The sequence below is a fragment of the Streptomyces sp. NBC_01485 genome, from assembly GCF_036227125.1.
GTDB lineage: Bacteria > Actinomycetota > Actinomycetes > Streptomycetales > Streptomycetaceae > Streptomyces.
In genome coordinates, this window is sequence record NZ_CP109435.1 from 7,206,574 (window position 1) to 7,232,581 (window position 26,008).

General features: G+C 71.4%; 24 protein-coding genes and 2 pseudogenes. 12 read left to right on the forward strand and 14 right to left on the reverse strand.

Translation table 11 applies throughout. The annotated features are described in order from the left end of the window. Nucleotides 1–155: 155 nt before the first annotated feature. Nucleotides 156–1,301 (reverse strand): cell division protein ZapE, encoded by a 1,146-nt coding sequence (gene zapE / locus OG352_RS32640; RefSeq protein WP_443072408.1) that lies wholly within the window; start codon nucleotides 1,299–1,301, stop codon nucleotides 156–158. Between zapE and OG352_RS32645 the strand changes: the two genes are divergently transcribed. From OG352_RS32645 to msrB, 4 genes are all read left to right on the forward strand, one after another. Beyond that, nucleotides 1,300–2,187, forward strand: coding sequence for a pyrimidine reductase family protein (locus OG352_RS32645; protein ID WP_329221881.1), 888 nt, complete (start codon nucleotides 1,300–1,302; stop codon nucleotides 2,185–2,187). The two genes, zapE and OG352_RS32645, sit on opposite strands and share 2 nt — an antisense overlap. Before the next feature lie 192 nt (nucleotides 2,188–2,379). After that, on the forward strand, nucleotides 2,380–2,853 hold the full coding sequence (locus tag OG352_RS32650) for an indole-3-glycerol phosphate synthase (protein WP_329221882.1): 474 nt from the start codon (nucleotides 2,380–2,382) through the stop codon (nucleotides 2,851–2,853). Nucleotides 2,854–3,038: 185 nt separating this feature from the next. Next, the gene (murC, locus tag OG352_RS32655) at nucleotides 3,039–4,424 is read left to right on the forward strand and encodes a UDP-N-acetylmuramate--L-alanine ligase (protein WP_329221883.1); all 1,386 of its coding nucleotides are present in this window, start codon (nucleotides 3,039–3,041) and stop codon (nucleotides 4,422–4,424) included. A 12-nt stretch (nucleotides 4,425–4,436) separates the two neighbouring features. After that, the gene (gene msrB, locus OG352_RS32660; RefSeq protein WP_329221885.1) at nucleotides 4,437–4,844 is read left to right on the forward strand and encodes a peptide-methionine (R)-S-oxide reductase MsrB; all 408 of its coding nucleotides are present in this window, start codon (nucleotides 4,437–4,439) and stop codon (nucleotides 4,842–4,844) included. Nucleotides 4,845–4,866: 22 nt separating this feature from the next. On the opposite strand, the gene OG352_RS32665 is transcribed toward msrB, so the two are convergent. The 3 genes from OG352_RS32665 to OG352_RS32675 form a co-directional block, all read right to left on the reverse strand. After that, entirely contained in the window at nucleotides 4,867–5,880 is a 1,014-nt protein-coding gene (locus OG352_RS32665; protein ID WP_329221886.1) for a lysylphosphatidylglycerol synthase transmembrane domain-containing protein, read from the reverse strand. 319 nt (nucleotides 5,881–6,199) lie between these two features. After that, the gene (locus OG352_RS32670; RefSeq protein WP_329221887.1) at nucleotides 6,200–7,651 is read right to left on the reverse strand and encodes a sensor histidine kinase; all 1,452 of its coding nucleotides are present in this window, start codon (nucleotides 7,649–7,651) and stop codon (nucleotides 6,200–6,202) included. Further along, complete coding sequence (locus OG352_RS32675) at nucleotides 7,648–8,340, reverse strand: response regulator transcription factor (RefSeq protein ID WP_329221889.1); 693 nt, start codon at nucleotides 8,338–8,340, stop codon at nucleotides 7,648–7,650. Before OG352_RS32675 ends, OG352_RS32670 begins: the two co-directional genes overlap by 4 nt. A 152-nt stretch (nucleotides 8,341–8,492) precedes the next feature. On the opposite strand from OG352_RS32675, the gene OG352_RS32680 reads away from it, so the two are divergent. Genes OG352_RS32680 through OG352_RS32690 form a run of 3 tightly spaced genes read left to right on the forward strand, consistent with a single transcriptional unit; the run spans nucleotide 8,493 to nucleotide 11,023 of the window. Continuing rightward, the gene (locus tag OG352_RS32680; protein ID WP_329221890.1) at nucleotides 8,493–9,839 is read left to right on the forward strand and encodes a ferredoxin reductase family protein; all 1,347 of its coding nucleotides are present in this window, start codon (nucleotides 8,493–8,495) and stop codon (nucleotides 9,837–9,839) included. 10 nt (nucleotides 9,840–9,849) lie between these two features. Then, the gene (locus tag OG352_RS32685) at nucleotides 9,850–10,260 is read left to right on the forward strand and encodes an FMN-binding protein (protein ID WP_329221891.1); all 411 of its coding nucleotides are present in this window, start codon (nucleotides 9,850–9,852) and stop codon (nucleotides 10,258–10,260) included. Nucleotide 10,261: 1 nt separating this feature from the next. Next, nucleotides 10,262–11,023, forward strand: a complete 762-nt coding sequence (locus OG352_RS32690) for an FAD:protein FMN transferase (protein ID WP_329221893.1) — start codon at nucleotides 10,262–10,264, stop codon at nucleotides 11,021–11,023. A gap of 85 nt (nucleotides 11,024–11,108) precedes the next feature. On the opposite strand, the gene OG352_RS32695 is transcribed toward OG352_RS32690, so the two are convergent. Beyond that, nucleotides 11,109–13,253, reverse strand: coding sequence for an ArnT family glycosyltransferase (locus tag OG352_RS32695; RefSeq protein ID WP_329221895.1), 2,145 nt, complete (start codon nucleotides 13,251–13,253; stop codon nucleotides 11,109–11,111). Beyond that, entirely contained in the window at nucleotides 13,250–13,402 is a 153-nt protein-coding gene (locus tag OG352_RS32700) for a hypothetical protein (protein WP_329221897.1), read from the reverse strand. The genes OG352_RS32695 and OG352_RS32700 overlap by 4 nt, the downstream gene beginning before the upstream one ends. A gap of 330 nt (nucleotides 13,403–13,732) precedes the next feature. On the opposite strand from OG352_RS32700, the gene OG352_RS32705 reads away from it, so the two are divergent. Genes OG352_RS32705 through OG352_RS32715 form a run of 3 tightly spaced genes read left to right on the forward strand, consistent with a single transcriptional unit; the run spans nucleotide 13,733 to nucleotide 16,280 of the window. Then, nucleotides 13,733–14,896, forward strand: a complete 1,164-nt coding sequence (locus OG352_RS32705; protein ID WP_329221898.1) for an ABC transporter ATP-binding protein — start codon at nucleotides 13,733–13,735, stop codon at nucleotides 14,894–14,896. Continuing rightward, on the forward strand, nucleotides 14,893–15,615 hold the full coding sequence (locus tag OG352_RS32710; RefSeq protein WP_329221900.1) for an ABC transporter permease: 723 nt from the start codon (nucleotides 14,893–14,895) through the stop codon (nucleotides 15,613–15,615). The genes OG352_RS32705 and OG352_RS32710 overlap by 4 nt, the downstream gene beginning before the upstream one ends. After that, nucleotides 15,612–16,280 (forward strand): ABC transporter permease, encoded by a 669-nt coding sequence (locus tag OG352_RS32715; RefSeq protein WP_329221901.1) that lies wholly within the window; start codon nucleotides 15,612–15,614, stop codon nucleotides 16,278–16,280. The genes OG352_RS32710 and OG352_RS32715 overlap by 4 nt, the downstream gene beginning before the upstream one ends. 86 nt (nucleotides 16,281–16,366) lie before the next feature. Here OG352_RS32715 and OG352_RS32720 read toward each other — a convergent pair whose 3' ends face one another. The 4 genes and pseudogenes from OG352_RS32720 to OG352_RS32735 all read right to left on the reverse strand — a co-directional run bounded on the left by OG352_RS32720 (nucleotide 16,367) and on the right by OG352_RS32735 (nucleotide 20,905). After that, nucleotides 16,367–16,966 (reverse strand): GTP-binding protein, encoded by a 600-nt coding sequence (locus OG352_RS32720; RefSeq protein WP_329221903.1) that lies wholly within the window; start codon nucleotides 16,964–16,966, stop codon nucleotides 16,367–16,369. Then, nucleotides 16,956–17,394 (reverse strand): annotated as a pseudogene (locus OG352_RS32725) (DUF742 domain-containing protein); the annotation flags it as partial. The pseudogene OG352_RS32725 and the gene OG352_RS32720, both read right to left, overlap by 11 nt. Before the next feature lie 32 nt (nucleotides 17,395–17,426). Further along, on the reverse strand, nucleotides 17,427–17,903 hold the full coding sequence (locus tag OG352_RS32730; protein WP_171400113.1) for a roadblock/LC7 domain-containing protein: 477 nt from the start codon (nucleotides 17,901–17,903) through the stop codon (nucleotides 17,427–17,429). Next, nucleotides 17,900–20,905: a sensor histidine kinase gene (locus tag OG352_RS32735; RefSeq protein WP_329221905.1), complete on the reverse strand. Its 3,006-nt coding sequence runs from the start codon at nucleotides 20,903–20,905 to the stop codon at nucleotides 17,900–17,902. Before OG352_RS32735 ends, OG352_RS32730 begins: the two co-directional genes overlap by 4 nt. A gap of 399 nt (nucleotides 20,906–21,304) precedes the next feature. Between OG352_RS32735 and OG352_RS32740 the strand changes: the two genes are divergently transcribed. Then, complete coding sequence (locus tag OG352_RS32740) at nucleotides 21,305–22,264, forward strand: ABC transporter substrate-binding protein (protein WP_329221907.1); 960 nt, start codon at nucleotides 21,305–21,307, stop codon at nucleotides 22,262–22,264. A gap of 223 nt (nucleotides 22,265–22,487) precedes the next feature. Here OG352_RS32740 and OG352_RS32745 read toward each other — a convergent pair whose 3' ends face one another. Beyond that, complete coding sequence (locus OG352_RS32745) at nucleotides 22,488–23,858, reverse strand: glycoside hydrolase family 43 protein (protein ID WP_329221909.1); 1,371 nt, start codon at nucleotides 23,856–23,858, stop codon at nucleotides 22,488–22,490. 209 nt (nucleotides 23,859–24,067) lie between these two features. Here OG352_RS32745 and OG352_RS32750 point away from each other — a divergent pair. After that, nucleotides 24,068–24,484 (forward strand): annotated as a pseudogene (locus OG352_RS32750) (ankyrin repeat domain-containing protein). Nucleotides 24,485–24,553: 69 nt separating this feature from the next. On the opposite strand, the gene OG352_RS32755 reads toward OG352_RS32750, so the two are convergent. Genes OG352_RS32755 through OG352_RS32765 form a run of 3 tightly spaced genes read right to left on the reverse strand, consistent with a single transcriptional unit; the run spans nucleotide 24,554 to nucleotide 25,998 of the window. Continuing rightward, nucleotides 24,554–25,165, reverse strand: a complete 612-nt coding sequence (locus OG352_RS32755) for a GTP-binding protein (RefSeq protein ID WP_329224049.1) — start codon at nucleotides 25,163–25,165, stop codon at nucleotides 24,554–24,556. Nucleotides 25,166–25,205: 40 nt separating this feature from the next. Further along, nucleotides 25,206–25,562 (reverse strand): DUF742 domain-containing protein, encoded by a 357-nt coding sequence (locus OG352_RS32760; RefSeq protein ID WP_329221910.1) that lies wholly within the window; start codon nucleotides 25,560–25,562, stop codon nucleotides 25,206–25,208. A 1-nt stretch (nucleotide 25,563) separates the two neighbouring features. Continuing rightward, a complete protein-coding gene (locus OG352_RS32765) occupies nucleotides 25,564–25,998 on the reverse strand; it encodes a roadblock/LC7 domain-containing protein (RefSeq protein WP_329221912.1) in 435 nt (144 codons plus the stop codon). Nucleotides 25,999–26,008 lie beyond the last annotated feature (10 nt).

Sequence of the window (26,008 nt, forward strand, 5' to 3'; positions counted from 1 at the left end):
AGTCCAGACCAACGGCTGGTCAATTGCTGGTCAAGAAACACGTTAACCCTGCGAAGTTGTTTGCAGGGTTAACTTGACGTTTCCAGAAGAAGTGCGCCTCAAAAGCGTGGGGTACTTGGCGTGAACCGACTCTTGACCCGGATGGTCCGGACCAGTTAGTAGTGCTCGACGAGTCGCCCCGCGTCGCGGGCCAGCGCGGTGAGCCGGGAGATCGCACGGAAGTACTTCTTGCGGTAGCCGCCGTTCAGCATCTCCTCGCTGAACAGCAGGCCGAAGGGGCGTCCGGAGGCCAGGACCGGGACCTCGCGGTCGTAGAGCCGGTCTGCCAGGACCACGAGCCGGAGGGCCGTCGACTGGTCGGGCACCGGCTGCACATCGGTGAGACAGACCGCCTTCAGGCCATCCGTGAGCGCGCCGTAACGGCTCGGGTGGACCTTGGCGAGGTGGTCCAGCAGATGCGGGAAGTGGTCGAGCGAGGCGCCTGCGGTGGCGTACGCCGTCTTCGTCACCTGTTCGTCGGAGTACGGCGCCGGCGCCTCGGGCAGGCCGCGGTGGCGGTAGTCCTCGCCGTCGATGCGCAGCGCGCGGAAGTGCGCCGACAGGCCCTGGATCTCGCGCAGGAAGTCGACGGACGCGAACCGGCCCTCGCCGAGCTTGCCGGGCAGGGTGTTGGAGGTGGCGGCGAGCGCGACGCCCGCGTCGACCAGCTTGCCGAGCAGCGTCGAGACGAGCACGGTGTCGCCCGGGTCGTCCAGCTCGAACTCGTCGATGCACAGCAGCCGGTGCCCGGAGAGGGTCCGCACCGTCTGCTGGAAGCCGAGGGCGCCGACCAGGTTGGTCAGCTCGACGAAGGTGCCGAACGCCTTGAGGGCGGGCTCGGCCGGGGTGGCGTGCCACAGGGACGCCAGGAGGTGCGTCTTGCCGACGCCGTAGCCGCCGTCGAGGTAGACACCGCGCGGCCCGGCGGGCGCCTTGGCCGCCTTCGCCCTGCCGAAGCCGAGGAACCCCCGTTTGGCGGTACCCGTGGCGTGCGCCCCGCCGAGGCCGGTCGCGAAGCCCTCCAGGACGCCGACCGCCTGGGTCTGACTGGCCTGGTTCGGGTCCGGGAGGTACGTGCTGAAACGGACCGAGTCGAAGCGCGGCGGCGGCACCATCTCGGCGACCAGCCGGTCCGCGGGGACATGCGGCTGACGGGTGCAGAGGGAGACGGGGGCCGCGTCGGCTATCGGGCCGATGCCGGGGGCGGGGGAGGAGGACGACACGGTTGCCCATGCTACGGGGCGTGCCAGACTGCCTGGCATGCGACGGCTGTTCCCTGTGACCGACCAGACAGTCCAGACCGACCAGACAGACGAGACGGGCGAGGCAGGCGAGACGGTGACGACCCGCTTCGGCGCGGCGGCGGACCGTGAGTGGAGTCTCGACGAGCTGGCCGATGCCTACGCCTACCCGGAGACCGGGTCGGGGGCGGGGTCGGGGACGGGATCCGGGGCCGGGCCCTCCGGGTTCACGTCCGGGGAGCCGCGGGCCTGGCTGCGGGCCAACATGGTGTCCACGCTCGACGGCGCCGCCCAGCACGACGGCCGCTCGCAGCCCATCTCCACCGCCACCGACATGCGGATCTTCGGCACGCTGCGGGCGCTCGCGGACGTCGTGATCGTCGGCGCGGAAACGGTACGTCTGGAGGGCTACCGCCCCGCACGCGCGCGTGCCGAGTTCGCCGCGCGGCGCGAGGCGGCCGGGCAGGGGCCCGCATCCGCCGTCGCGGTGGTCACCGCAAGCCTCGACCTGGACTTCTCGCTCCCGCTCTTCACCTCGCCGCTGGTCCCCACCCTGCTCCTGACGGGCGCCGCGGCGGACCCCGACCGGGTCGCGGCCGCGGAGAAGGCGGGCGCGCGGGTGGTGATCGCCGGTGACGGCATGGGCGTGGATCCGCCCCGGGCCGTACAGGCCCTCGCCGCGCTCGGGCACACCCGGCTGCTGACCGAGGGCGGGCCGCGGCTGCTGGGGCAGTTCATCGCCGGCGGAGTGCTCGACGAGCTCTGTCTGACCGTCTCCCCGATGCTCACCGCCGGTGGCGCGCAGCGGATCGCGGGCGGGCCGTCGGTCGCGGTTCCGCAGCGGTTCGCACTGGCGTCCCTCCTGGAGGAGGAGGGTTTCCTGTTCTCCAGGTACCGGCGGCCGTGATGCCGGAAACGAGTTCGATCGTGGTCCATGGTCCTGAAATCGGCGGAATCTGCCGTTCCGTATCGCTTCCGAGGGGCACACTGAATCTCGCAGTACCCGTGCGAACGCGGGGAAGGATGGTTTCCGCAGGGCCGCGAACGGCCCACGGAGGAGAGAGGGCCACGGGGGTCCTCGAAGGAGAATGGGGCGCTGGTGTTCACAAGCGTTTTGATGATCGAGAAGGCCCTGACGTCCGCCGACGTGGAGTTCGTCACCACCTTGCACGGGGACGAGCCGGTCTCCTTCCACGTGCTGCTCCAGCCGCGCGGCGACCAGGCGGACCGCTTGCTGCGGGCCATCGACGACGTCGCCCTCGGCGAGCTGGACGAGGCGGCGCGGGAGCGGGAGACGCCGGAGGGGGACGACGCGAAGGGGTTCGGCGAACGGGCTCTTTCCGTGTCTTTGCAGGCGTTGCACGTGGCGGGCAACGAGGCGGTGGGGCGGCTGGTCGAGGACCATCCGCTGGACGCGCTGAAGTCCCTGGTGGCGGAGGTGGGGGCGGACGAGGTGATCGTCCTGACCGATCCGCACTACGTGGAGGAGTTCTTCCACCGGGACTGGGCGTCCCGGGCCCGGCACAAGGTGGGGGTGCCGGTGCTGAAGCTGTTCTCGCACAGCAAGGCGTGAGGGTAGGCGGGGGCGCCGTTCGGGGTGCGGTGCTTTTCGGGCTGCGGGTTCGCTGTGGCTGGTCGCGCTCGCGCGGCGGAAGCCGCATATCGGCACAGCCCCGCGCCCCTAGGTCGGCTGGGCGACCCCTTGCGGAATAAGGTGGGGCGCACTTGTCGCCGTCACCGCACCCTGGGAGAACACGCATGGCACCCGGCCTTCCTATCGCCATGGACCGACCGCACTTCATCGGCATCGGTGGGGCCGGGATGTCGGGGATCGCGAAGATCCTGGCCCAGCGTGGGGCGAAGGTGGCCGGGAGTGACGCCAAGGAGTCCGAGACCGCGGCGGCGCTGCGGGCGCTCGGGGCGACCGTGCACATCGGGCATGCCGCCGGGCACCTGGCCGACGACGCGAGCTGTGTCGTCGTGTCGTCGGCGATCCGCGCCGACAACCCGGAGCTGGCCCGCGCGGCCGAGCTGGGCATCCCGGTGGTCCACCGCTCGGACGCGCTCGCCCGCCTGATGGACGGGCTGCGTCCGATCGCCGTCGCCGGCACGCATGGCAAGACGACCACCACGTCCATGCTGGCGGTGTCGCTGTCCGAGCTGGGGCTGAACCCCTCGTACGCGATCGGCGGCGACCTGGACGCGCCCGGCTCCAACGCGCTGCACGGCGCCGGCGAGATCTTCGTCGCCGAGGCGGACGAATCGGACCGCAGCTTCCACAAGTACGCGCCCGAGGTCGCCATCGTCCTCAACGTGGAGCTCGACCACCACGCCAACTACGCCTCGATGGACGAGATCTACGAGTCCTTCGAGACCTTCGCCGGGAAGATCGTCCCCGGCGGCACGCTGGTGATCACCGCCGACCACGAGGGCGCGCGGGAGCTGACGCGGCGCGTCGAGGGCGTGCGGGTGGTGACGTACGGCGAGGCCGAGGACGCCGACGTTCGGGTGCTCGCGGTCGTCCCCCAGGGGCTGAAGAGCGAGGTCACCGTCCTGCTGGACGGGCAGCAGCTCACCTTCACGGTCTCCGTGCCCGGCCGGCACTACGCGCACAACGCCGTCGCCGCGCTGGCGGCGGGCGTCGCCCTGGGCGTCCCAGCCGCCGAACTCGCCTCCGCCCTGGCCGCGTACACGGGCGTCAAGCGCCGGCTCCAGCTCAAGGGCGAGGAGGCGGGCGTCCAGGTCATCGACTCCTACGCCCACCACCCGACCGAGATGGCGGCCGACCTGGAGGCGATGCGCGCGGCGGCCGGCGACGCCCGCATCCTCGTCGTCTTCCAGCCGCACCTGTTCTCCAGGACGCAGGAGCTCGGCAAGGAGATGGGCCAGGCCCTGGCGCTGGCCGACGCCTCCGTCGTCCTCGACATCTACCCCGCCCGCGAGGACCCGATCCCGGGCGTGACCAGCGCGCTGATCATCGACGCGGCGCGGGCGGCGGGCGCGGACGTGACCGCCGTGCACGACAAGGACGAGGTGCCCGGCGCGATCGCGGGAATGGCGAAGGCCGGTGATCTCGTTCTCACCATGGGCGCGGGCGACGTGACGGACCTGGGCCCGCGCATTCTGGACCGTCTTTCCAGTTGAGGGGCTGAGCTCATGTCGTACGACGTCGAAAAGCCGGACGAGCAGTGGCGGGCGGAGCTGACCCCGGCCGAGTACGCCGTCCTGCGCCAGGCCGGGACGGAGCCCGCCTTCGTCGGCGAGTACACCGACACCAAGACGCGGGGCGTCTACTCCTGTCGCGCCTGCGGGGCCGAACTGTTCACCTCCGCCACCAAGTTCGAGTCGCACTGCGGCTGGCCGTCCTTCTTCGACCCGAAGGACACCGACGCGGTGGAGCTGATCGAGGACCGCACGCACGGGATGCTGCGCACCGAGGTGCGGTGCGCCCGCTGCGGTTCCCACCTCGGGCACGTGTTCGCCGGCGAGGGGTACGCGACCCCGACCGACCAGCGGTACTGCATCAACAGCATCTCGCTGCGCCTCGCGGCGGACGAGAGCTGAGCACGGCTGCGGCTGACGCGGCTCACAGGTGCTCGCGCTGCACCAGCGCCGACAGCACCAGCATCCCCGGCAGCAGGGGCAGCCAGACCGTCAGCACCCGGTAGCCGATGACCGTCGCCGTGGCCAGGCTCAGCGGGGTGCCGTAGCCGGCCAGGGTGAGGATCAGGGCCGCGTCCATGGGGCCGATCCCGCCCGGCGCGGGGACGGCCCCGGCCGCGGTGCTCGCCGCGAGGTACGCGAAGAGCAGCTGCGCCCAGGACAGCGGGACGCCCAGCGCCGTTCCCACCGAGGCCACCACACTCGCCTGCACCAACGGCGCCGCGAGCGCCCCGCCCCACAGGGGGAGGAAGCGGGACGGACGGGCGTGCAGGTGCCGGACGTCGGTCAGGGCCGTCCGCACGAAGTCCAGGGCGGGGCGGCGCAGCGGCCGTACGAGGGTGAGCAGTATCGCGACCGCTGTGGGGGCCAGCAGCAGGCCCACGGCGGCCAGGAGCAGCGTCCGCCCCTCCGGCAGGAGTCTGGCGGTGGGTACGGCGCTGGGCGCGGCGAGCAGGAAGACCAGCACCACAGGTGTCTTCGCCACGGCTCTGACCAGGGAGTACAGGGCGATCGAGGCGGTGGCGCGGGGGAGGGCGACGCCCTGGCGTTGCAGGAAGCGGACGGTGACCGCGTGCGCGCCTATGCTCGCGGGCAGTACGTGGTTCGCGGCGCCCGCGGCGATCTGGGAGGCCACCAGCAGGCCCGGCGGCAGCCGGTCGGGGATCGCGCCCTGGCGGACACAGGCCGCGACGACCGCGCCCAGGTAGGTGAAGAGCAGCCCGGCCAGCAGCCACCAGGGATCGGCGGTGGCCAGCCGGGCGGTGCCGTCGCGCACGGCGTGCCAGTCGACCGCCGCCCACACCGCGAGGAGCAGCAGCGGGAGCAGGCCGAGGGCGCGGCGGGTGGCGGTGGCGGTCAGGGGGCGGGGGCGGTCGTCCGCGAGCGGGGGCGGGGGCGGGGGCGGGGTCGACGGTTCGTCGAGGGGCAGCAGGGACACGGCGCACGTCGTCCTTCCGCGTCGTGACCGCGCGCGGCGGCTGGACGGATCGGGGGTTGGGCCTGCCGGGGGAGGGGGACGGGGGAGTGGTTCCCCTCCGGTGTGACGGTGCGGTGTCCGGAAGCCGACGGAGTGCGGGCGGAAGGGCGACCGCGGTGCGGTGGGGCGGGGGGAGACGCGGTGGGGCTGTGGGATTTCTGCCCGTACCCCCAGGAGTTCATCCCGGCCGCCCCCCGAGGTTCACCCGGCCCGCAGTACGGTCGACGACTCCTGTGCGGCTGCCGCTGCCGCTGTCGTCAGCGCACCGCCACCCTCAGCGTCAGCGCGGCGGGGTCGACGTCGACGGCAGTGTCACGGTGAACACCGTCGCGCCCTCGCTGTCGCCCAGTTCCAGTGCGCCGCCGTGTGCCCGTAGCAGGGAGCGGGCCACCGACAGGCCGAGGCCGCTGCCGCCGTGGTCGCGGCTGCGGGCCTTGTCGACGCGGTAGAAGCGGTCGAAGACGCGTGCGCGGTCGCCGGGCGGGATGCCGGGGCCCTGGTCGGTGACCTGGACCCGCGCGGTGTCCGGGGAGACGGTCACCCCGATGGAGACCGGGGTGCCGGCCGGGGTGTGCACGGCCGCGTTGGTGAGGAGGTTGTCCAGGACCTGGCGGATGCGGTGCGGGTCCATGCGCAGCCGTACGGACGTCGGGCCCGGCGTCACCGTGAGCGGATGGCCGGGGTGGCTCGCGCGGAACGCGTCGGCCGCCTGCTCGACCAGTTCCACCAGGTCGGCGTTCTCCATCCGCAGGGGCGTCTCCACCTCGGCCGCGTCCAGCCGGGCCAGCAGCAGGAGGTCGTCGAGGAGGACGCCCATCCGGGCGGCCTCGGCGCGCAGCCGGGCCAGGTGCTTGTCCCGCTCCTCGGGCGCGTTGGCGGCCGCGTACTGGAAGAGGTCCGCGTAACCGCGGACCGACATCAGCGGCGTGCGCAGCTCGTGCGAGGCGTCGGCGACGAAACGGCGCAGGCGCTGTTCGGCCTCCGCGCGTACGGCGAGGGAGTCGTCGATGTGCTCCAGCATCGTGTTGAAGGCCGTGCGCAGCTCCTCCACCTCGGGGCCGCCGCCCGGCGCGTCCGCGCGCAGGGGGAGGCGGGACGCCGACTCGGTGAGATCGTGCGAGGCGATGCCGTGCGCGGTGTGCGCCATGTCGCTCAGCGGTTTCAGACCGCGCCGCAGCAGCGCCCGGCCGAACACCACGAGGGCGAGCAGCGCCAGGCCGAAGGTGACGACCTGGATCGTGATCAACTGCCGGACGGTGTCCTGGAGGTCGTCCAGGGGCGCGGCGCTGACCAGGATCACGCCCGGTTCGACCTCGCAGGCGCGCAGCCGGTACCGGCCCTCGCCCCGGAGATCCTCGGTGCGCAGGAGCTCGGTGTCCGCGACGGTCTGCGCCTCGGCCAGCGCGTCGAGGTCGGCGACGTCCTTCGGGACGTCGGCGGGGTCCTCGGGCTTGCGCAGCACGGGGGTGCCGTGCGACACGTCGTACACGGCGTAGTACCAGCGGTAGTACTTCTTTCCCGCCAGGGTGCCGGAGGTCGCGATGCTCTTGGACTGGGCCACCTGCGCGAGCTTCAACTGGTCGTTTATCTGGGCCGACAGATAGTCCCGCATATAGGTCGTCAGGGCCGTCCCGACGACCGCGAACACCACCAGCGACAGCGCGCCCAGCCCCAGCGCCAGCCGGGTGCCCAGCCGCAGCCGGCGATACGACTGGCAGAACCGGCTGATCACCCGGCCGCCTGCCGGATCACGTACCCGAAACCGCGGACCGTCTGGATCAGCGGGTCGTCGCCCGTTGCGTCGAGCTTGCGGCGCAGCCGGCTGACGACCAGTTCGACGACGTTGGAACGGCCGCCGAAGCCGTACTCCCACACGTGGTCGAGGATCTGCGCCTTGGTGAGCACGGTCGGGGACTTGCGCATCAGATAGCGCAGCACCTCGTACTCGGTGGGCGTGAGCGTCAGCAGCATTCCGCCGCGCCGGACCTCCCGGGTGTCCTCGTCCATGGTGAGATCCGACACCCGCAGCACGGAGCGCTGGAAGGCGGGGCCGGAGCTGCGCCGCAGCACGGTCCGCAGCCGGGCCATCAGCTCCTCCACGGCGAACGGTTTCACCAGGTAGTCGTCGCCGCCCCGGGTCAGCCCCGCGACCCGGTCGGCGACCCCGTCGCGGGCCGTGAGGAACACCACCGGAACCATCGTCCCGGTGGTGCGCAGGCGGTCGAGCACGCCGAAACCGTCGATGTCGGGCAGCATCAGGTCGAGCACCACGATGTCGGGATGGAACTCGGCGGCCCGGCGCAACGCCTCCTCACCCGAGTTCGCGGTGACCGCTTCCCATCCCTCGTAGCGGGCGACCGTCGCCACTAGATCGGCGATCGGCGGGTCGTCGTCCACGACGAGGAGGCGTACTTTTTCCACCCGCCCATAGTGCGCCACTCGGCCCGCAGCGCCAGACCCGCGGCTCACGCGCGCGCGAATCGATAAGATCTTGAAAGTTGTACGACAGGAAAACGACAGCGAAGCACGGACAAGCTCTGTGTTCTGAGGACCCGAACTAGGAGTTTCCGTCCGTGACGACCGTCCAATCGCCTCCCGTACCCCCCACGGCGATACGTCCCAAAGTAGTGGCCCGCACCGGCCTGTACGCCGTGCTCGCCGCGAACGCGGCCGTCGTGACCCTCTTCGCAGTCCAGGCGGGCTTCGCCGCCAACGCGCTGGTCGTGGTCGGCCGGTTCGCCGGCCTGTACGCCTCCCTGCTGATGGCGTTCCAGTTGCTGCTGGTGGCCCGGCTGCCCTGGCTGGACCGCCGTATCGGCATGGACCGGCTGACCAACTGGCACCGCTGGACCGGCTTCGGCCTGCTGTGGACGCTGGTCGGCCACATGGTGTTCATCACCTTCGGCTACACGGATCTCTCGGCGGACTCGCCGCTGGACCCGGTGAGCCAGCTCGTCGACCTCGCCGAGACCGTCGAGGGCGTGCTGCGCGCGACCGTCGCGATGGCGCTCATCCTGGTCATCGGCGGCGTCTCGGCCCGCTGGGCCCGCCGCCGGCTCGCCTACGAGACCTGGCACTTCATCCACCTGTACACGTACGTCGCCGTGGTGCTGGCCTTCACCCACCAGGTCGCGGTCGGTACGACGTTCACCGCGTCGTCCGCCGCCACGGCGTACTGGTACGGCGTGTGGGGCGTCGCCCTCGGCTCGGTGTTCCTCGGCCGGGCCGTCCTGCCGCTGTGGCGCAACTGGCGTCACCAACTGCGCGTCGAGGCGGTCGTCCCCGAGGCCGACAACGTCGTCAGCGTCTACATCACCGGCCGTGACCTGGACAAGCTCCCCGCCCGGGCCGGCCAGTTCTTCCTGTGGCGGTTCCTGACCAAGGACCGCTGGTGGCAGGCGAACCCCTTCTCCCTGTCCGCCGCGCCCGACGGCACCCGGCTGCGGCTGACCGCGAAGGCGGCCGGCGCCGGCTCCGCGGGCCTGCGCCACATCAAGCCCGGCACCCGGGTCTTCGCCGAGGGCCCCTACGGCGCCTTCACCGCGATGCACCGCACCCGCCCCGAGTCCCTGCTCATCGCCGGCGGCGTCGGCGTCACCCCGATCCGGGCGCTGCTCGAGGAGATCCACGGCCACGCGGTGGTCGTCTACCGGGTGTCCGGCGAGCGCGACGCCGTCCTCTACGACGAGCTGCGCGACCTGGCCGTCGCCAAGGGCGCCGAACTGCACCTGGTCACCGGGCCGCCGGTGCCCGACCGGCTGGCGCCGCGCGAACTCGCCGCGCTCGTGCCGGACATCGCGGAGCGGGACGTCTTCCTCTGCGGGCCGCCGCCGATGATGAACGCGGTCCTCGGCACCCTGCGCGAGCTGGACGTGCCCAAGACGCAGATCCACTTCGAGCGTTTCAGCCTGGCGGGATGAGAGAGACACCGTGAAGCGAGCAATACCTGTCCTGGTCCTGTCCGTGGTGGGCCTGATCCCGGTCTGGCGCTACGAGCCGTCGACCGGTACGACGACCACCACCGAGGCCGCCTCGACACCCTCCGTGTCCTCATCCTCGGGCTCCTCGGGCTCCTCGGGATCGACCACCTTCGCCGGTACGACCGTGACCACGGAGAAGGGCGACGTGCAGGTCCAGGTCACCTTCGAGGGCGGCAAGATCACGGCTGTGGCGATGCTGAAGCAGCCGAACCATCCGCAGACGACGGCGGCGGTGCCGAAGCTGATCGCGGAGACGTTGACGGCGCAGAGCGCGAAGATCGACACCGTGTCCGGTGCGACCATCACGAGCGACGGTTACCGGGAGTCCCTCCAGGCCGCGATCGACGCCAAGGGCGCCTGACGTGCACCGCGTCGAGCACGTCATGGGGTTCCCGGTCTCGCTGCGGGTCGACGACACCGTCGTCCCCGACGACACCGTCGTCCCCGACGAGGCCGGGGACGCCGTGTTCGCCTGGCTGCGCGAGGTCGACGCCCGGTTCAGCCCGTTCAAGGCCGACAGCGAGGTGTCCCGGTACGGCCGGGGCGAGCTGTCGGCCGGCGAGCTGAGCGCCGACCTCGTGGAGGTCCTCGCCCTCTGCGAGCGGTACCGGGTGGCCACCGGCGGCGCCTTCGACGTCCGGCTGCCCGGCCGCGCCCTCGACCCCTGCGCGGTGGTCAAGGGCTGGTCCGTGCAGCGGGCGGCCGAACTGCTCACCGGCGCGGGGCTGCGCCGCTTCTGCCTCAACGCCGGGGGCGACGTGGTCGTGTCCGGCGGGCCCTGGCGGGTCGGCGTACGGCACCCGGAGATCGCCGACAAGCTGTGCACCGTCCTCGACCTCACCGACGCGGCGGTCGCCACCTCCGCGTGCTACGAGCGCGGCGACCACATCCTCGACGGCCGCACCGGCCGCCCGGCCACCGGCCTCGACAGCCTCACCGTCGTCGCCCCGACCCTGACCGAGGCCGACACCGTCGCCACGGCCGCCTTCGCCATGGGCGCGGAGGGCGTGGACTGGGCGGCGGCCCAGGACGGCTGCGAGGTGTACGCCGTACTGCCCGGCGGGCGTGTGCTGCGCACCGGCGGATTCCCCACGGCGGCGGGGGCGGCGGCTGCGGTCGCGTAAGGGTTTCAGGGCATGCGAAGGGCGGGCCGCCGGTTTCACCGGGGGCCCGCCTCTTCGTGTGTACGGTCCACGCCGTACGGGGTTCTCAGCCGACGTCGGAGGCGTCCAGGCGGTAGAGGCCGCTGTAGTCGGACACGGCCGTGGCGTTCGCCTTGACCCAGGTCGAGATCTCGGTCTTCGAGGAGCCTTGGCCGCTGTCGCTGACGACGATGTAGTGCAGCTTGCCCGCCTTCACGAGGCTCTTCAGCTTGGCGAGCGTCATCGCGTCGTCGCTGCCGGACCAGCCGCCCATCGAGATGACCGGCTCGCCGGACTCCAGGATGATCGAGGAGGCCGTCTGGTCGGTGGCCACCGCCACCAGCCAGGTCGCGCCGTCCTGGTTCTTCTTCAGGTACGTGATCATCGCGGACGACACCTGGGTGCCACCGCCGCCGCCCATGCCACCACCGGTACGGCCTTCGGCGCTGCCGGACTCGGTGGAGCCCGATTCCGACGTGCCCGATTCCGTCGTCCCGGACTCGGTCGTCCCGGACTCCGTCGTGCCGCTGCTGCCCGACGGGGGCTGGCCCATCTCCTGGCCGCCGCCCGAACCACTGGGCGCCTCACCGGAGTTGGTGCCCTGCTTGCCGCTCGTGCCGCTGGGGCGCTGGCCGCCTCCACCGCCGCCCATGCCGCCCATGCCGCCACCCGTGCTCGGGCCGGCCGTCGGGTTGGTGCCGTTGGTGCTGGAGGTGGCGGCCGAGGCCGAGTAGGCGGCCGGGCCGGCGAGCAGGGCCACGACCGCTGCCAGCGCCGCGACGACCGTCAGCCGCTGCCGCCCGGTGAACCGGCCGACCAGCAGCCCGATCACCGAGGTTGCCCCCGCGACACCGGCCACGATCTCGGCGACCGTGTACAGCGTCCCGGAGCCGGAGACCCGCTGGAGCAGGACGACCGCCCACACCGAGCTGGCCGCGACCGCGCCCGGCAGCACCCAACCCCACTTCGCCGCCGAGCCGTTGCGGAAGGCGTCGTAGAGCATGACGCCGCCCGCGCCGGCCAGGGCCGCGATGCCGGGGGCCATGGCGGTGACGTAGTACGGGTGGAAGGTGCCCTCGGCGAGGGCGAAGGTCAGGTAGTGCAGGACGAACCAGCCGCCCCACAGCATCAGCGCGGCCCGCCTGGCGTCGGTGCGCGGGGCCCGGCCGCGCAGCACCAGGCCGCCGACCAGCGCGATCGCCGCGAAGGGGATCAGCCAGGAGATCTGGCCGCCCATGATGGTGTTGAACATCCGGTAGAGGCCCGCCTCGCCGCCGAAGCTCGCGCCGTTGCCGGCCGAGCCCACCGACGAACTCGCCCCGAAGATCCGGCCGAAGCCGTTGTAGCCGATGACCAGGTCCCAGACCGTGTTGTCGGTCGAACCGCCGATGTAGGGGCGGGAGGAGGCCGGGATCAGGTCGACGACCACCATCCACCAGGCGCTGGAGACCACCAGCGCGACCGTGCCGGCCGCGAGGTTGCGCAGACGCTTGCCGAGGGAGGCGTTCGCGGCCCACAGGTAGACGAGGAAGAACGCGGGCAGGACGACGTACGCCTGCATCATCTTCGTGTTGAACGCGAACCCGATGGCGACGCCGGACCACACCAGCGGCATCAGCCGGCCGGTGCGGACGGCCTTCAGCAGCGCGGCCGCGCCCAGCAGCATCAGGAAGACGAGGATCGGGTCGGGGTTGGTGTCCCGGGTGATGGCGACCGTGATCGGGGTGAGCGTGAGGGCCAGCGCGGAGACCGTCGCCGCGACCGCGCCGAAGTCCCGCTTGACCAGCCGGTACAGCAGTGCGACGGAACCGGTTCCCACGGCGACCATCGGCAGCGTCAACTGCCAGGTGCCGTACCCGAAGACGCGGGCGGACAGGCCCATCACCCACAGGGCGAACGGCGGTTTGTCGACGGTGATGAAGCTGCCGGCGTCCAGGGCGCCGAAGAAGAACGCCTTCCAGCTCTTGGTGCCGCTGTAGACGGCCGCGTCGTAGAAGGTGTTGCCGGTGATCGAGGAGAGGTTCCAGGCGTACAGCACCGTGGCCAGGACGAGGATCGCCCAGAGGGCCGGGCGGGCCCAGCGCGGGTCGTCGGGGGCGCCGGTGAACAGGCGCCTGGCGCGGGCGGCGGGTCCGCCGTCGCCGGGCGGGGTCACCCGGTGGCGGGGGCCGTCCTCCCGGACGGGGGAGGGCGGCGGGGCGAGGGTCGTCATGACGCGTACTCCAGGTGGGTGTTCGCCCCGGTGGGCAGGATGGCGGGGGACGTGGCGCGGGTGGCGGGCACCTGGGGGGTGCTCGTGCGGCGGGGTACGGCGGGGACGCGGGTGCGGCCGGTGAGGGTGGAGCGGAGCATGCGGCCCATGCCCTTGAGGTCGTCGACGGCCGTGCGGACGATGTCGACGCGGCCACGATCTCGACCGACCGCTGCCGGACGCCTCCCGCGTTCGTTTCGTTCATGGCCCCGACGATCGGGGCCGTGTCTGGGGGATCTCTGAGCCGCCCCTGAGGGAAGAGTGAGAATCAGCCGACTCACAGGTCGCGCACAGATGTAACGGGAGAAACACAGGGCGAAGTTCGGCCGCTCCCCCCAAAACGCCCGTAACACGAGCCGTCTAGACTCGAACCGCAACGGCCCGAAACCTCGTGGTCGAGTGCGGGCAGAAAATGCCAGACCCGAAGGGTATTCGGCGCTTTGATACGGATAGATTCAGTCACCAAGCGATACCCGGACGGCACGGTGGCGGTCGACCGGCTCTCCCTCGACATACCGGACCGCTCGATCACGGTCCTCGTCGGCCCCTCCGGCTGCGGCAAGACGACCACCCTGCGGATGATCAACCGGATGGTCGAGCCCAGCGAGGGCACGATCCTCATCGACGGCGTCGACAGCCGTCAGCAGCCGGTCAACACCCTGCGCCGGTCCATGGGCTACGTCATCCAGAACGCCGGACTCTTCCAGCACCGCACGATCGTCGACAACATCGCCACCGTGCCCCGGATGCTCGGCTGGAGCAAGGACAAGGCCCGCGCCAGGGCCCGGGAACTGATGGAACGCGTCGGCCTCGACGCCTCGTTCGCCAAGCGCTACCCCTACCAGCTCTCCGGCGGTCAGCAGCAGCGCGTCGGCGTGGCGCGGGCGCTCGCCGCCGATCCGCCGGTGCTGCTCATGGACGAGCCCTTCTCCGCCGTCGACCCCGTCGTCCGCAAGGGCCTTCAGGAAGAACTCCTGCGCATCCAGGCCGAGTTGGGCAAGACCATCGTCTTCGTCACGCACGACATCGACGAGGCGGTCAAGCTCGGCACGATGGTCGCCGTGCTGCGCACCGGCGGCCGGCTCGCCCAGTTCGCGCCGCCCGCCGAGCTGTTGTCCGACCCCGCCGACGAGTTCGTCGAGGACTTCCTCGGCGCCGACCGCGGCATCCGGCGCCTGTCCTTCTTCTCCTCCGCCGGCCTGGAGCTGCTCACCGCCCCGATCGTCGCGATCGACGCCACCGCCGAGCAGCTCGCCGCCCGCGGCGCGGCCGACGCCCCCTACCTCCTCGTCACCGGACTCGACGGCCGTCCGCTCGGCTGGAGCGAGCCCGCCGGGCTGACCGCCGGACAGGTCGACGCCGGCCGACTGCTGCCGTACGGACGGCCGTTCGTCGCCGGCCGCGACTCGCTGCGCGCCGCGCTCGACTGCGCCGTCCTGTCGCCCACCGGCTGGGCGGTCGCCGTGGACGCCGAGGGCCGGGCCGCCGGAGTCGTCTCGCAACGGGCCATCGGCGAGGCCATCCGCGGCGCCCACGCGGCAGGGCGCGAGGACCCGCAGGCCACCGCGGCAACCGCGGCAACCGCGCAGAAGGTCATCCGGTGAACCGCTTCTTCGACATCCCCAGCGACCTCCAGCACGACTGGCTCGGCCTGATCGGGCTGCACCTGCGCGAGGCCCTGCTGCCGGTGCTGGGCGGGCTGCTGCTCGCACTCCCGCTGGCCCAACTGTGCGTGCGGCTGCGCTGGTTGTACCCGCCCGTGCTGTGGGTGACGACCGTGCTCTACGCCATCCCGTCGCTGGCCTTCTTCGTCGTCCTCATCGACTACACGGGCCAGACCGAACTGACGGTGATGATCCCGCTCACCGTCTACAGCCTCGTCGTGCTCGTCCCGGCGATCGTCGACGGCGTCCGCTCGGTCCCGCAGGAGACCCTCGCCGCCGCGACCGCCATGGGCTTCGGACCCGTACGCCGTTACCTCCAGGTCCAGTTGCCGATCGCGGTGCCCGCCATCATCGCCGGTCTGCGGGTGGCGACCGTGTCGAGCATCAGCCTCGTCAGCGTCGGCATGCTCATCGGCAACCAGGGCGCGCTCGGCAACCTCCTGCACGACGCGCAGATCTACAACCGGCCGGAACTCGCCTGGAACTCCGTACTCACCAGCGCCGCCCTCGCGGTCCTCGCGGACGCCCTGCTGGTCGTCGTACGCATCCTGCTCACCCCCTGGATGCCGAGCGCCACACGAGCCGGGAAGTCCAGGGCCACCGGCACCGCGGTCCGGCCCGAGCCGGCCGTGCCCGCCCTGGAGGACGCAGCCCGGTGAACGTACTCAACTTCGTGAACGCCTTCTTCAGCGACAGCGCGCACTGGCACGGCTACGACGGGATCCCCGCCCGGCTGTGGGAACACGTCCAGTACTCCGTGGAGGCGCTGGCCCTCGCCGCCCTGATCGGTCTGCCGATCGGCCTGGTCACCGGCCACTACGGGCGCGGCGGAAACGTCCTCTCCCTGGTCGCCACCGCCGGCCGCGCGCTGCCCACCTTCGGCCTGCTGGTGGTGGCGACCATCGCGCTCGGGTTCGGCATGCTGCCCGTGATGATCCCGCTGGTCGTCCTCGCGGTGCCGCCGATCCTGGTCACCACCTACGAGGCGATGCGCTCCGTGGACCCGTCCCCCGTGGACGCCGCGCGGGGCATGGGCATGCGCGAGTCCGACGTCCTGCTGCGCGTCGAACTGCCCGTGGCGCTCCCGCTGATCCTCGGCGGCCTGCGCTCGGCGGCCATCCAGATCGTCTCGACGGCCACCATCGCCGCGTACGTCAGCCTCGGCGGCCTCGGCCGCTACATCGTCGACGGCCTCTACCAGCACGACTACGAGAAGGTCGTGGGCGGCGCCACGCTGGTCGCCGGCCTGGCCCTCGCCACCCTCGCCCTGTTCTGGGCGGCGACCAGGACGGCGGTCTCACCGGGGGTACGCAGGACCAACTAGGTCCGCGAGGAAGACACGACGGGGACGACTCCGGTGCGCGGGAAGGTCGTTCCCGCGCACCGGAGTCGTCCCCGTGGCTGTGCCCGTCAGCCCTCCGAACGGGCCAGCGCCTGTTCCAGTACGACGAGCAGGGCGTCGCGCACCGAGCCGCGCTCGCGGGCGTCGAAGACCAGCAGCGGGACGCCCTCCGACACGTCGAGGGCCCAGCGGACCTCGTCCAGCGTGTGCGCGACCTGGCCGTCGAAGGCGTTCACGGCGACGGCGAACGGGATCTGCTTGTGCTCGAAGTAGTCGACGGCGGCGTAGCAGTCGTCGAGCCGGCGGGTGTCGACGATGACCAGCCCGCCGATCGCGCCCTCCACGATGTCGTCCCACATGAACCCGAACCGTTCCTGCCCGGGCGTGCCGAACAGGTACAGCTTCAGGGTCGGGTCGATGGTGATGCAGCCGAAGTCCATCGCGACCGTGGTGGTGGTCTTGCGCGGGGTGTGGCTGAGGTCGTCCACACCCGCCGCGACCTCGGTGATGGCGGCCTCGGTGGTGAGCGGCTCGATCTCGGAGATCGAGCCGACGGCGGTGGTCTTGCCCACGCCGAAGCCGCCCGCGATGACCAGTTTCACCGGCAGCGGCGGCCGTACGGCGCCCCGGCCGGCCGAGGTGCGGACCAGCGGTTCGGTCGGTGTCACGGAAGTACCCCCCGGGAGTCGGGGATGGCCCGCAGGCCATCGATAACCCTGCGCAGAACGGACGCCTCGTGGGTGACGCCGGAGTCGGGCACGTGCACCGAGAGCTGCCCCGCCGAGCGCAGGTCCTCGGCGAGGACCCGCACCACGTTGAGGTGCAGCCGCAGCCGGGCCGCGATCTCCGCGATCGACTGCGGCACCCGGCAGGCGGCGACGATGTCGTGCTGTTCGAAGGCGAGCCGCTCGAGTACGTCGAGCCCGTCGGTGGTGGCCACCAACTGGGTCTCCACGGGCATCGTCCGGCCGGACGACGCCTCGCCGGCGCCCGCCACCCGGCCGGCGGTGACCAGGAAGGGCCGGACGGCGGGGGCGGGGCCGACGGGTGCGACGCCGTCCTCGCCCCCGCCGCTCGGTGTGCGGCCGTCCCCCATCGGTGTTCGCTCTCTCTCCGGTGGCACGCGGGTCAGCGCGTACGCGTGACGCCGACGCTGTTCTTCAGTTCCAGGACGAGCTGCGGGCTGAGCGCCGTGCCGGCGCGGTTGGCGAACACCGTCATCTCGTAGGCGATGTTGCCCAGCTTGGCCTCCTTGTCGGTGACCACGCCGAGGACGGCGCCGCTGCCGATCGCGGAGACCAGGACATGGCCGCCCTCCAGGTCGATGATGACCTTGTTCAGGCCGCCCAGACCGTAGTTGCCCGAGGCCCCCGCGGCCAGGCTGGTGATGCCCGAGACGATCGCCGCCAGCCGTTCGGAGTCGGCGTGCTCGCGCAGCTCCGACACGGCGATCAGCAGCCCGTCGGAGGACACCGCGATGGCGTCCACGACCCCCGCGGTCTCGGTGGCGAAACGGTTGAGCAGCCAGGTGAAGTCGGCTGCGGCGGCCCGCAGATCGGTCGGCTTGGCGTCTCCGGCGGGAGTCTCACCTGTCGACGTGCTCACTGCTCGGCTCCTTCCGGAAGGTGGTTCTGGTGGTGCGTGGTGTCCCGGACGTCGATCGGGTCGGTCCGGTCGGACGAGGCGGACGGCTCTGTCCGGTCGGTCCGGTCTGTTCGGCCTGCTCGGTCGGGCCGGTCGTCGCGCCGGCGGTCGTTCCGGCGCGCGATGAGGGCTTCGGTGGGGACGGGGTGCTCACCGGTGTCGCGGTGCGCGCGGGCCACGGCCGCCTCGAACTCCTCCAGCTCGCTGCGCACGGCGTCCGCGTCGGCGGGACGGGCGGCCTGCCGCGCGGTCTGCTGGGCAGCGGCGTCGCCGGTCGTCCGCAACGTGGCTCCACGCACCCGCCGACGGAGCGGACGGGCACCGTCGGCTGCGCCAGCTTGGCCGGGGGTCCCTGGCCCGGGGGCCGGGACCCCACTGCGGGTGGGGAACGGACCTGCGGTGCCTGCCGCGCCGTCGAGCCGCGACAGCTCACCGGCGACCGGCTCGACCGGCTCCGCCCTGCGGGCGGGGGCCGGGGCCTCGGGGCTGCCTGCCGGGTGGGCGGGGCTGCTTTCGAGGCTGGCCGTACGGACGGGGGGTGTCGGCTCCGCCGTACGGCCGGGGTGCGTCGGGTCCGCCGTAAGGGCGACGTGTGTCGGCTCTGGGGCCGTGGTGGCGAAGGGCTGGGGCTCGGCCGGGCGGGTGTGCGTGTCCGGGGCGGACGTACCTGCCGGGGTGGCGGTCGTGGCGGGCTCGTACGGCGGGTGCTCGGTGATGGTTGCCGGGGTGCGCGGGGGCCCGTACGGCGGGTGTTCCGGGTCGGGCGCACGGGTGTACGCGGGCTCGGGCTGCTCGGCGGGTGACGGGTCGCGGCGGGGGACCCGGCGGGGGAGCGTGGTCGGGTCGTCCTCGCTCGTGGCCCAGGACGGGACCGAGGCGGACGGGGACGGGCCGGCCGCGGGGGCCGACGGGGCGGCGAGCGCGGTGGCCGGGGAGGACGGAGTGCCGGTGGGGGCGGGGCTGCCCGCCGGGCCCAGCTCGCTCATCGTCAGGAGCAGCGTCGACGGGATCAGCACCTCGGCCGTCACGCCGCCGCCGGGGGTGCGCGACAGGGTGACGTCGACGTCCCAGCGGCGGGCCAGCGCGCCGACGACGAACAGGCCGAGCACCTTCGTCGGGACGACGTCGAGGCGTTCACGGCGCACCAGACGGGCGTTCTCCTCGGTGAGGCGCTCGGCGCTCATGCCCAGACCGTGGTCGGCGACGGTGATCGACGCGCCGTCGTGGTCGGAGCCGACCGCCACCTCCACGGGGCTGCCCTCCGGCGAGAACGACACGGCGTTCTCCAGGAGTTCGGCGATCATCAGCGTCAGGTCGCCGATGATGTCGGGCTCCACCATGGCCTCGGTCGCGGCCCGCAGCCGTACCCGCTGGAAGCCCTCGATCTGGCCCAGCGCGGCGCGTACGACGTTGGTGAGCGCGGTCGGACCGGAGTCCAGGACGGTCTCACGGATGCCGGCCAGCAGCATCAGGCTGTCGGCGTTGCGGCGCAGCCGGACCGCGATGTGGTCGATGGAGTAGAGGCGTGCCAGCAGCGCCGGATCGGTCTCGCCGCGCTCCACCGCGTCGATCAGGGCGAGTTGACGGGTCGTCAGGTTGCTGACGCGGCGGCCGACGTTGCCGAACATCTCGGCGATGTTGCGCCGGCTGAGCACCTGGCGCTCCAGCAGCGCTGCCGCCGTGGTCTGCACGTTGTTGAAGGCCTCGGCGAGTTCACCGATCTCGTCGTCCGCGGTGACCGGCAGCGCGCGCAGCCGTGGCGGGCCGGACTCCTCGGCGTCGTCGTCGGCGACGCGGGCGAGCTCGCGGCCCGCGACGTCGGCGACCTCCTGGGCGGCCCCGGTCAGCGCCAGCACCGGGCGGACCACGGAGCGCCGGACCAGGATCGAGAAGGCGATCCACAGGGCGAAGCAGAGCAGCGCCATGGTCAGCAGCAGGCCCGCGCGCCACTGGGCGACCGAGGCGGTGTGGTCGGCCCGGTCGGCGATCTGGTCGATGAGCGACGCGGTGATCTTCAGGCGGGTCTCGGCCTGCGCGCTGTAGTCGGGATAGGAGGCGAGGGCCGTCCGGAACGACGTACGGATCTCGCTCTGCGACTCGGCCTGCAACGCGCTGGGATCCACGGCCAGTTCGGCGTAGTGCTTGCCGATCGAGGCCTGCGAGGAGTTGTGTTCGATGCCGCCGAACTCGTCGGCCTGCGCCGGGGTGGCGAACTGCTCGAACCGCTCGGCCTGGTAGGTGAACACCGCGTAGGAGCCGACCGCGCCGGTGAACTCGATGAGCGCGTTGCTGTCGCCGGTCCGCGCGGAGAACACGCCGGTCTCGTAGGCGCCGTGCGCGGCGTCGGCGCGCAGCAGCGAGTCGAGGAGGCTGCCGGTGAAGGTCGTGGCGAGGGCGGAGTTGCGCTCCAGGCCCAGGCTGTCGATGAGGCCGTCGGCCGCACCCGAGTACGCGGGGTCGATGTTGTCGGCGGGCAGATAGCTCTGCTCGATGGTGGCCCGCAGGCCGCTCAGGCCCTGGACCTCCCGCAGTGCCTGCGCCTCGGGGCCCGGCAGGCGGTCGTCGAAGGCCTCGATCACCTTCTGCACCTGCGCGTCCACGGCGGCCTGCGCCTGCCGGTAGCCGTCGGTGGAGGGGGCGCCGCCGTCGACGGACGCCTCGTGCCGTACGGAGAGCAGGATCGCCTGCTGGTGTTCGTTCTGCAGATCGGCGACGAGCTGGGCGACCTCGGTGCTGTCGCGCACCAGGTGGGCGGTCTCCTCCGCGCGGTTGGACTCCTGCACCAGGTCGACGATCAGATACGTCAGCAGCAGGGCGATCACCGTCAGCGGGATACCGACGAGTACGTTCAGCTTGCGCTGGAAGGGCCACCGGTCGGCGAAACCCCGCAGTCCCCGGCGCACGGACGACGACGGTGCCGAGGATCCCGACCGGACGGGCGCGTCCACCTCTTTCGTGGACACCGGGCCTCCTTCAAGAGGGTGTTGCAGGCGTGCAGGGGCGGTGCGTGCGTGCCGACCTGCCGCACGCGCGTGTCCGAATGTGATCGACACGAAAGCGGCCCCCGCACACCGCCGTGGCCGACGCCGACTGCTGTGGCGGACGCCAACCTCGGCGACACTACCGTCTATTCGAACGGCCGAGCGCGTGGCCCTACGTCAAGAATCCATTACGAAGCGGTGTACTACGGCCATCCGGGGGCCTCGGGAGAGGTACACAGGTGTCTCCCGATCCGTACACAAGTGATCACGGATCGAAGCCGATCGGTAACCCGGCTGCTCTTGACTGACCAAGAAGCCGGTGGATTGGATCAGGCCACAGTGTTTGAGCTCTCATCAACCCCACAGCCCGGAACGGGAACCGTGACTTCCAACTCGCGCAGCAGCAGGTCCATCAGGAACCACCCCGGTGCGGCGGTCGTCGCGCTGGCCGCGATGACGGCCCTGCTGGCGGGATGTTCCTCCTCGTCCGACGACTCCGACAACCCGCTCGCCGGCGACAAGGCGGCCGGCGACACGGTGGTCGTCGGTTCCAACAACTTCGCCGAGAGCATCCTGCTCGCCGACATCTACGGCGAGGCCCTGAAGGCCAAGGGCATCAAGGTGTCCTACAAGCCCAACATCGGCAGCCGTGAGACCACCTACGGCCTGCTCAAGAACGGTTCCATCACCGTCCTGCCGGAGTACAACGGCTCGCTGCTGGCCTACCTGGACGCCAAGGCCGCGCAGACCTCGCTCGCGACCGTGAACGCCGCGGCGAAGGCCAAGCTCGACCCCAAGCTGACGCTGCTGGAGTCGTCGCCCGCCGAGGACAAGGACTCCGTCACGCTCAACGCGGAGACCGCGAAGAAGTACAACCTCACCGCGACGTCCACGCTCGCCGACCTCAAGGACATCGCGCCGGACCTGGTGCTCGGCGGTTCGCCGGAGTTCCAGACCCGCCAGCAGGGCATGCTCGGTCTGGAGTCGGAGTACGGGCTGAAGTTCAAGTCCTTCAAGGCCCTCGACGCGGGCGGCCCGCTGACCCAGGCCGCGCTGAAGAAGAACACCGTGCAGGCCGCGGACCTCTTCACCACGGACCCGACGATCGTCAAGGAGAAGTTCGTCGTCCTCCAGGACCCGAAGAACCTCTTCGGGTTCGCGAACGTGACGCCGCTGGTCTACAAGAGCGGCCTCTCCCAGGAGGGCGTCGCCGCGCTCAACGCCGTCTCCGCCAAGCTCGACACGAAGACCCTGCTCGACCTGGACTCCCAGGTGCAGTTGGAGAGCAAGGACCCGCTGGACGTCGCCAAGGCCTGGCTCAAGTCGGCCGGCCTGGGCTGAGGTTCCCCTGGATCCTGCGAATCGCCGGATCGCCGAATCGTTGGACGCAACAGTGAACGGGCCAACCCGGGTTCCTCCGCAGCTGGAGCGCACCCGGGTCGTCCTGAACGGAACCGCCCCCACCGTCCGGCGCCGTGGCGGCGGCGACCGAACCGCTGTCGGCTCTCGCCGAGTTGTGAGCGTGAGCCGGACGTCTCTCCTGACGGCTCCGGCTCAGCTCAGCTCAGTAACCCACGTAGAACGTCGCGTCCTGCTGCTCCGTGGCCGTCGAGACGGGGTCGATGCGCAGCGCGTAGTTCGAGTGCCGGATGTAGCGGGTCGGGTTGTTGTACGAGCGGAACGACGACCACCCGGCGTCCGCCAGGCCCGCCGTACGGTGGAAGGTCGCATCCCCGGCGAACGTCGACGTGCCGTCGCCCACGTCGAGTTGGAGCTGGTAGTTGTAGTGCCGTAGGTAGCGGGTCGGGTGGTTCACCGACTGGAAGGAGACCGCTGAACTGTCTGCCAGGCCGGGGACGAGCTTCCACTGCGAGTCGGTGTATGGATCGAACGGGTAGGTGTCGATCCGGCCGACGTAGTTGGAGTGGCGGACGTATCGGTCAGGGAAGTTGTAGGACTTGAGCCGGTTCCACGCCGGCGCGCCCCACTTGGCGACCAGGTTGTCGTACTGGGCGGTGGTGATCGTCGTGATGCCGCAGTGCTTGGAGTTGACCGGCTGGGTGTAGGTCCTCTGGTCGAGCGCGGTCCAGGTGCCCGCCGACAGGTCGGTGGACTGCCAGGCGTAGAAGACGCCGTTGGGGGTGTACGTGTCCCCCCAGAGCCACCAAGTGCTGGACGTGAGGGACTTGACCACGGTCGGCGCCTCGGTGCCGCCGTGGGCGACCCCTGTGCTGAAGACCGTGAAGCTGCCCGGGGCGAGGGAGCTGGATCGCGCGCCCACCAACGTCTGGTCCTTCTTGAAGTAGAGGTAGTTCACGCCGTTCACGCCCACGGCCATGTCGCCGTCGATGACGTCGTAGCCGGGGTCGAAGAAGACCTGTGGCGCCGAGACCGTGACGAAGTCGGTCGTGTAGTTCACCATGATCACGTTGTGGCCGCTGGAGTCGACCGCGGAGTAGATGAGCGCGTACTGCCCCCGGCTCGCGTCCCAGAACGCCTCGGGAGCCCAGCTATGGGTGTTCATGTCGTGCAGCTTCAGCCGGTGGTAGCCGGTGAAGGTGCGCAGGTCGGTCGAGTTCCACACGTGGACGTACTGGCTGACGTAACTCCAGTCCGTGCCCTTGAGGTCGGTGGCGAGCACCACGAAGGTGCCGTCCTGCTTGCGCAGGATGAACGGGTCGCGCAGCCCGCCGGCGCCCCCGGTGGGCGTGACCACGGGGTTGTTCTGGTTGAGCGGCATCCAGCGCAACCCGTCGGTGCTGACGGCGAGATGGAGGCCGTAGTCGGTGCCGTCGCCGAAGTTGGCCGACTCGGTGAAGTAGCCCATCACGTACGCCGAGTCGGCCGCGTGGGCGGCCGGGGCGCCGAGGGTGAGGGCCAGGGGGACGGAGGCGGCCGCGCCGAGGAAGAGGCGGCGGGACGGGTTGGGGGTCATGTGCGCTCCAGGGGGTACGGGGGTGCCCTTTACTGTCGACGTTAGTTCGAAATATCGAACTAGGTTCGGTGGCTCGGTCAGAAGGTAAGGGGAGGGAGAGGAGCAGGTCAATCACTGCGATGCGCTTGGCGGTTTCACGCCTTGTGCCTGTGCGCGGCCCAGGGAAAACCCGGCGATCCGGCCGACGGGCCGGGCTGGTCTCGGCGACCGTGAACCGACGACGACGGAAGAAACTGGCGAGGCGTCTGGTGGCGGCGGCGATGTTCGACGCGGTTCCTGAGGCCGACCGGCTTCTCCGGGCCGGCGCGGACCCCGCGGCAGCCGACGTGGACGGCACAACTCCGTTGTACGCGGCCTGAGTTCAGGGTTCCGCCGGTGCCGCCCGCAGGCTGCTCGCGGCCGGTGCGCCACCCGACGCCGAGAGCGCCGGCCCCGGTGCCGAGGGAACTCCCCTGTGCGCGGCGGCCTGTTGGGGCCACACCGAGACGGTCCGCACCCTCCTCGCCCACGGCGCCGACCCCGACCTCCGCGAGGACCACGGCACCGGGCGGACGCCGCTGGAGTGGGCGACCGCCGGACCCCACCCGGAGACCGCGGACGTCCTGCGCGCAGCGGGAGCCCACTGACGACGCTGTGGAGTCGGCGGGTCAGCGGGTCGGTGGGCCGGCAGGCCAGAGGGTCAGTGGTTCGGCAGGTCAGCGGGTCGGGCTCGGGTGAAGTCCCACCTCGTCGGCGTCGTCGATCAGTCGGTCGATCAGGGCGATCAGTACGTCCCGGCACGACTCCCGTTCCCGCGCGTCGCACAACAGCACGGGAACGTGGGGCGGCAGCGCCAGCGACTCCCTGATCTCCTCCGTCGGATAGGGATGCAACCCGTCGAAGCCGTTCACCGCGACGACGAAGGGGATGCACCGGCGCTCGAAGAAGTCGATCGCGGCGAAGCTGGACTCCGGCCTGCGCACGTCGATGAGGACCACCGCCCCCAGCGCGCCGACCGCCAGGTCGTTCCACATGAACCAGAACCGCTGCTGGCCGGGCGTGCCGAAGAGATACAGCACCAGGTCGGCGCTGATGGTGATCCGTCCGAAGTCGAGGGCCACGGTGGTGGACCGCTTCTCCTCGATGCCCTTCAGATCGTCCACCTCCAGCCCGGCGATGGTCAGCGGCTCCTCCGTGCGCAGGGGCGCGATCTCGCTGACCGACCCGACCATGGTTGTCTTGCCGACGCCGAAGCCGCCCGCGATGAGGATCTTCACCGTGTCGGGCGCCCCTGCCGCGGGCTCGGCGGAGGCGACGGGGTGGGTGATGCGAGTGGGGTGAGTGGTGGGAGCGGGGTAAATGGTGGGATCAGATCCGGCCAAGGCCGTCCCTCACTTTCTGCAGCAGGTCCAGGTCCCCGGCGCCGGTGACGGGACGGGGCGGCCGGGCCGTGATCAGCCCCGCCTCCAGCAGGTCGCAGAGCATGATGACGACCACGCTCACCGGCAGGTCGAGGTGGGCCGCGAGCTCCGCCACGGCGACCGGCCGGGCGCACAGCCGCAGGATCCGGGCGCGCTCCGGCTGCGGCCGGGGGACCCGCGCGGGCGGCGGGTCGACCGCGGTCACCGTCGTGATGAGCGTGAAGTCGGCGCGGCTGGGCCGGGTCCGTCCACCGGTGAGGGTGAACGGCCTGACGAGCCGGCCCGCTTCGTCGCCTACGCTCACCTCACCCGCCGTTGGTGCGGACGGCGGGACCGACATGGGCCCGCGGTGCCGCGCTGAGGTGCTCGCCGATCTTCTTCACCAGCATGTTCATCTGATACGCCACCACGCCGACGTCCGCGTTCTTCCCGGCCAGCACGACGAGATGGGCCCCCGGGCCGGCCGAGGTCAGGATCAGGTACGTGTTGGCCATCTCGATGAGGGCCTGGCGCACCGGGCCGCCGCGGAAGTCCATGCTGACGCCCTTGCTCAGGCTCATCAGGCCGGACGCGGTCGCCGCCAGCCGCTCGGCGTCCTCCCGCAGGAAGCCGGTGGACTTGCTGACCACCAGCCCGTCCTCGGAGAGCACGACGGCCTGGTTCACGTCGGCGACCCGGTCCACGAGACCGGTGAGCAACTGGTCGAGCAGGGTGTTCGTGCCGGGGATGGAGTGTGTCATCGGGGTGTCC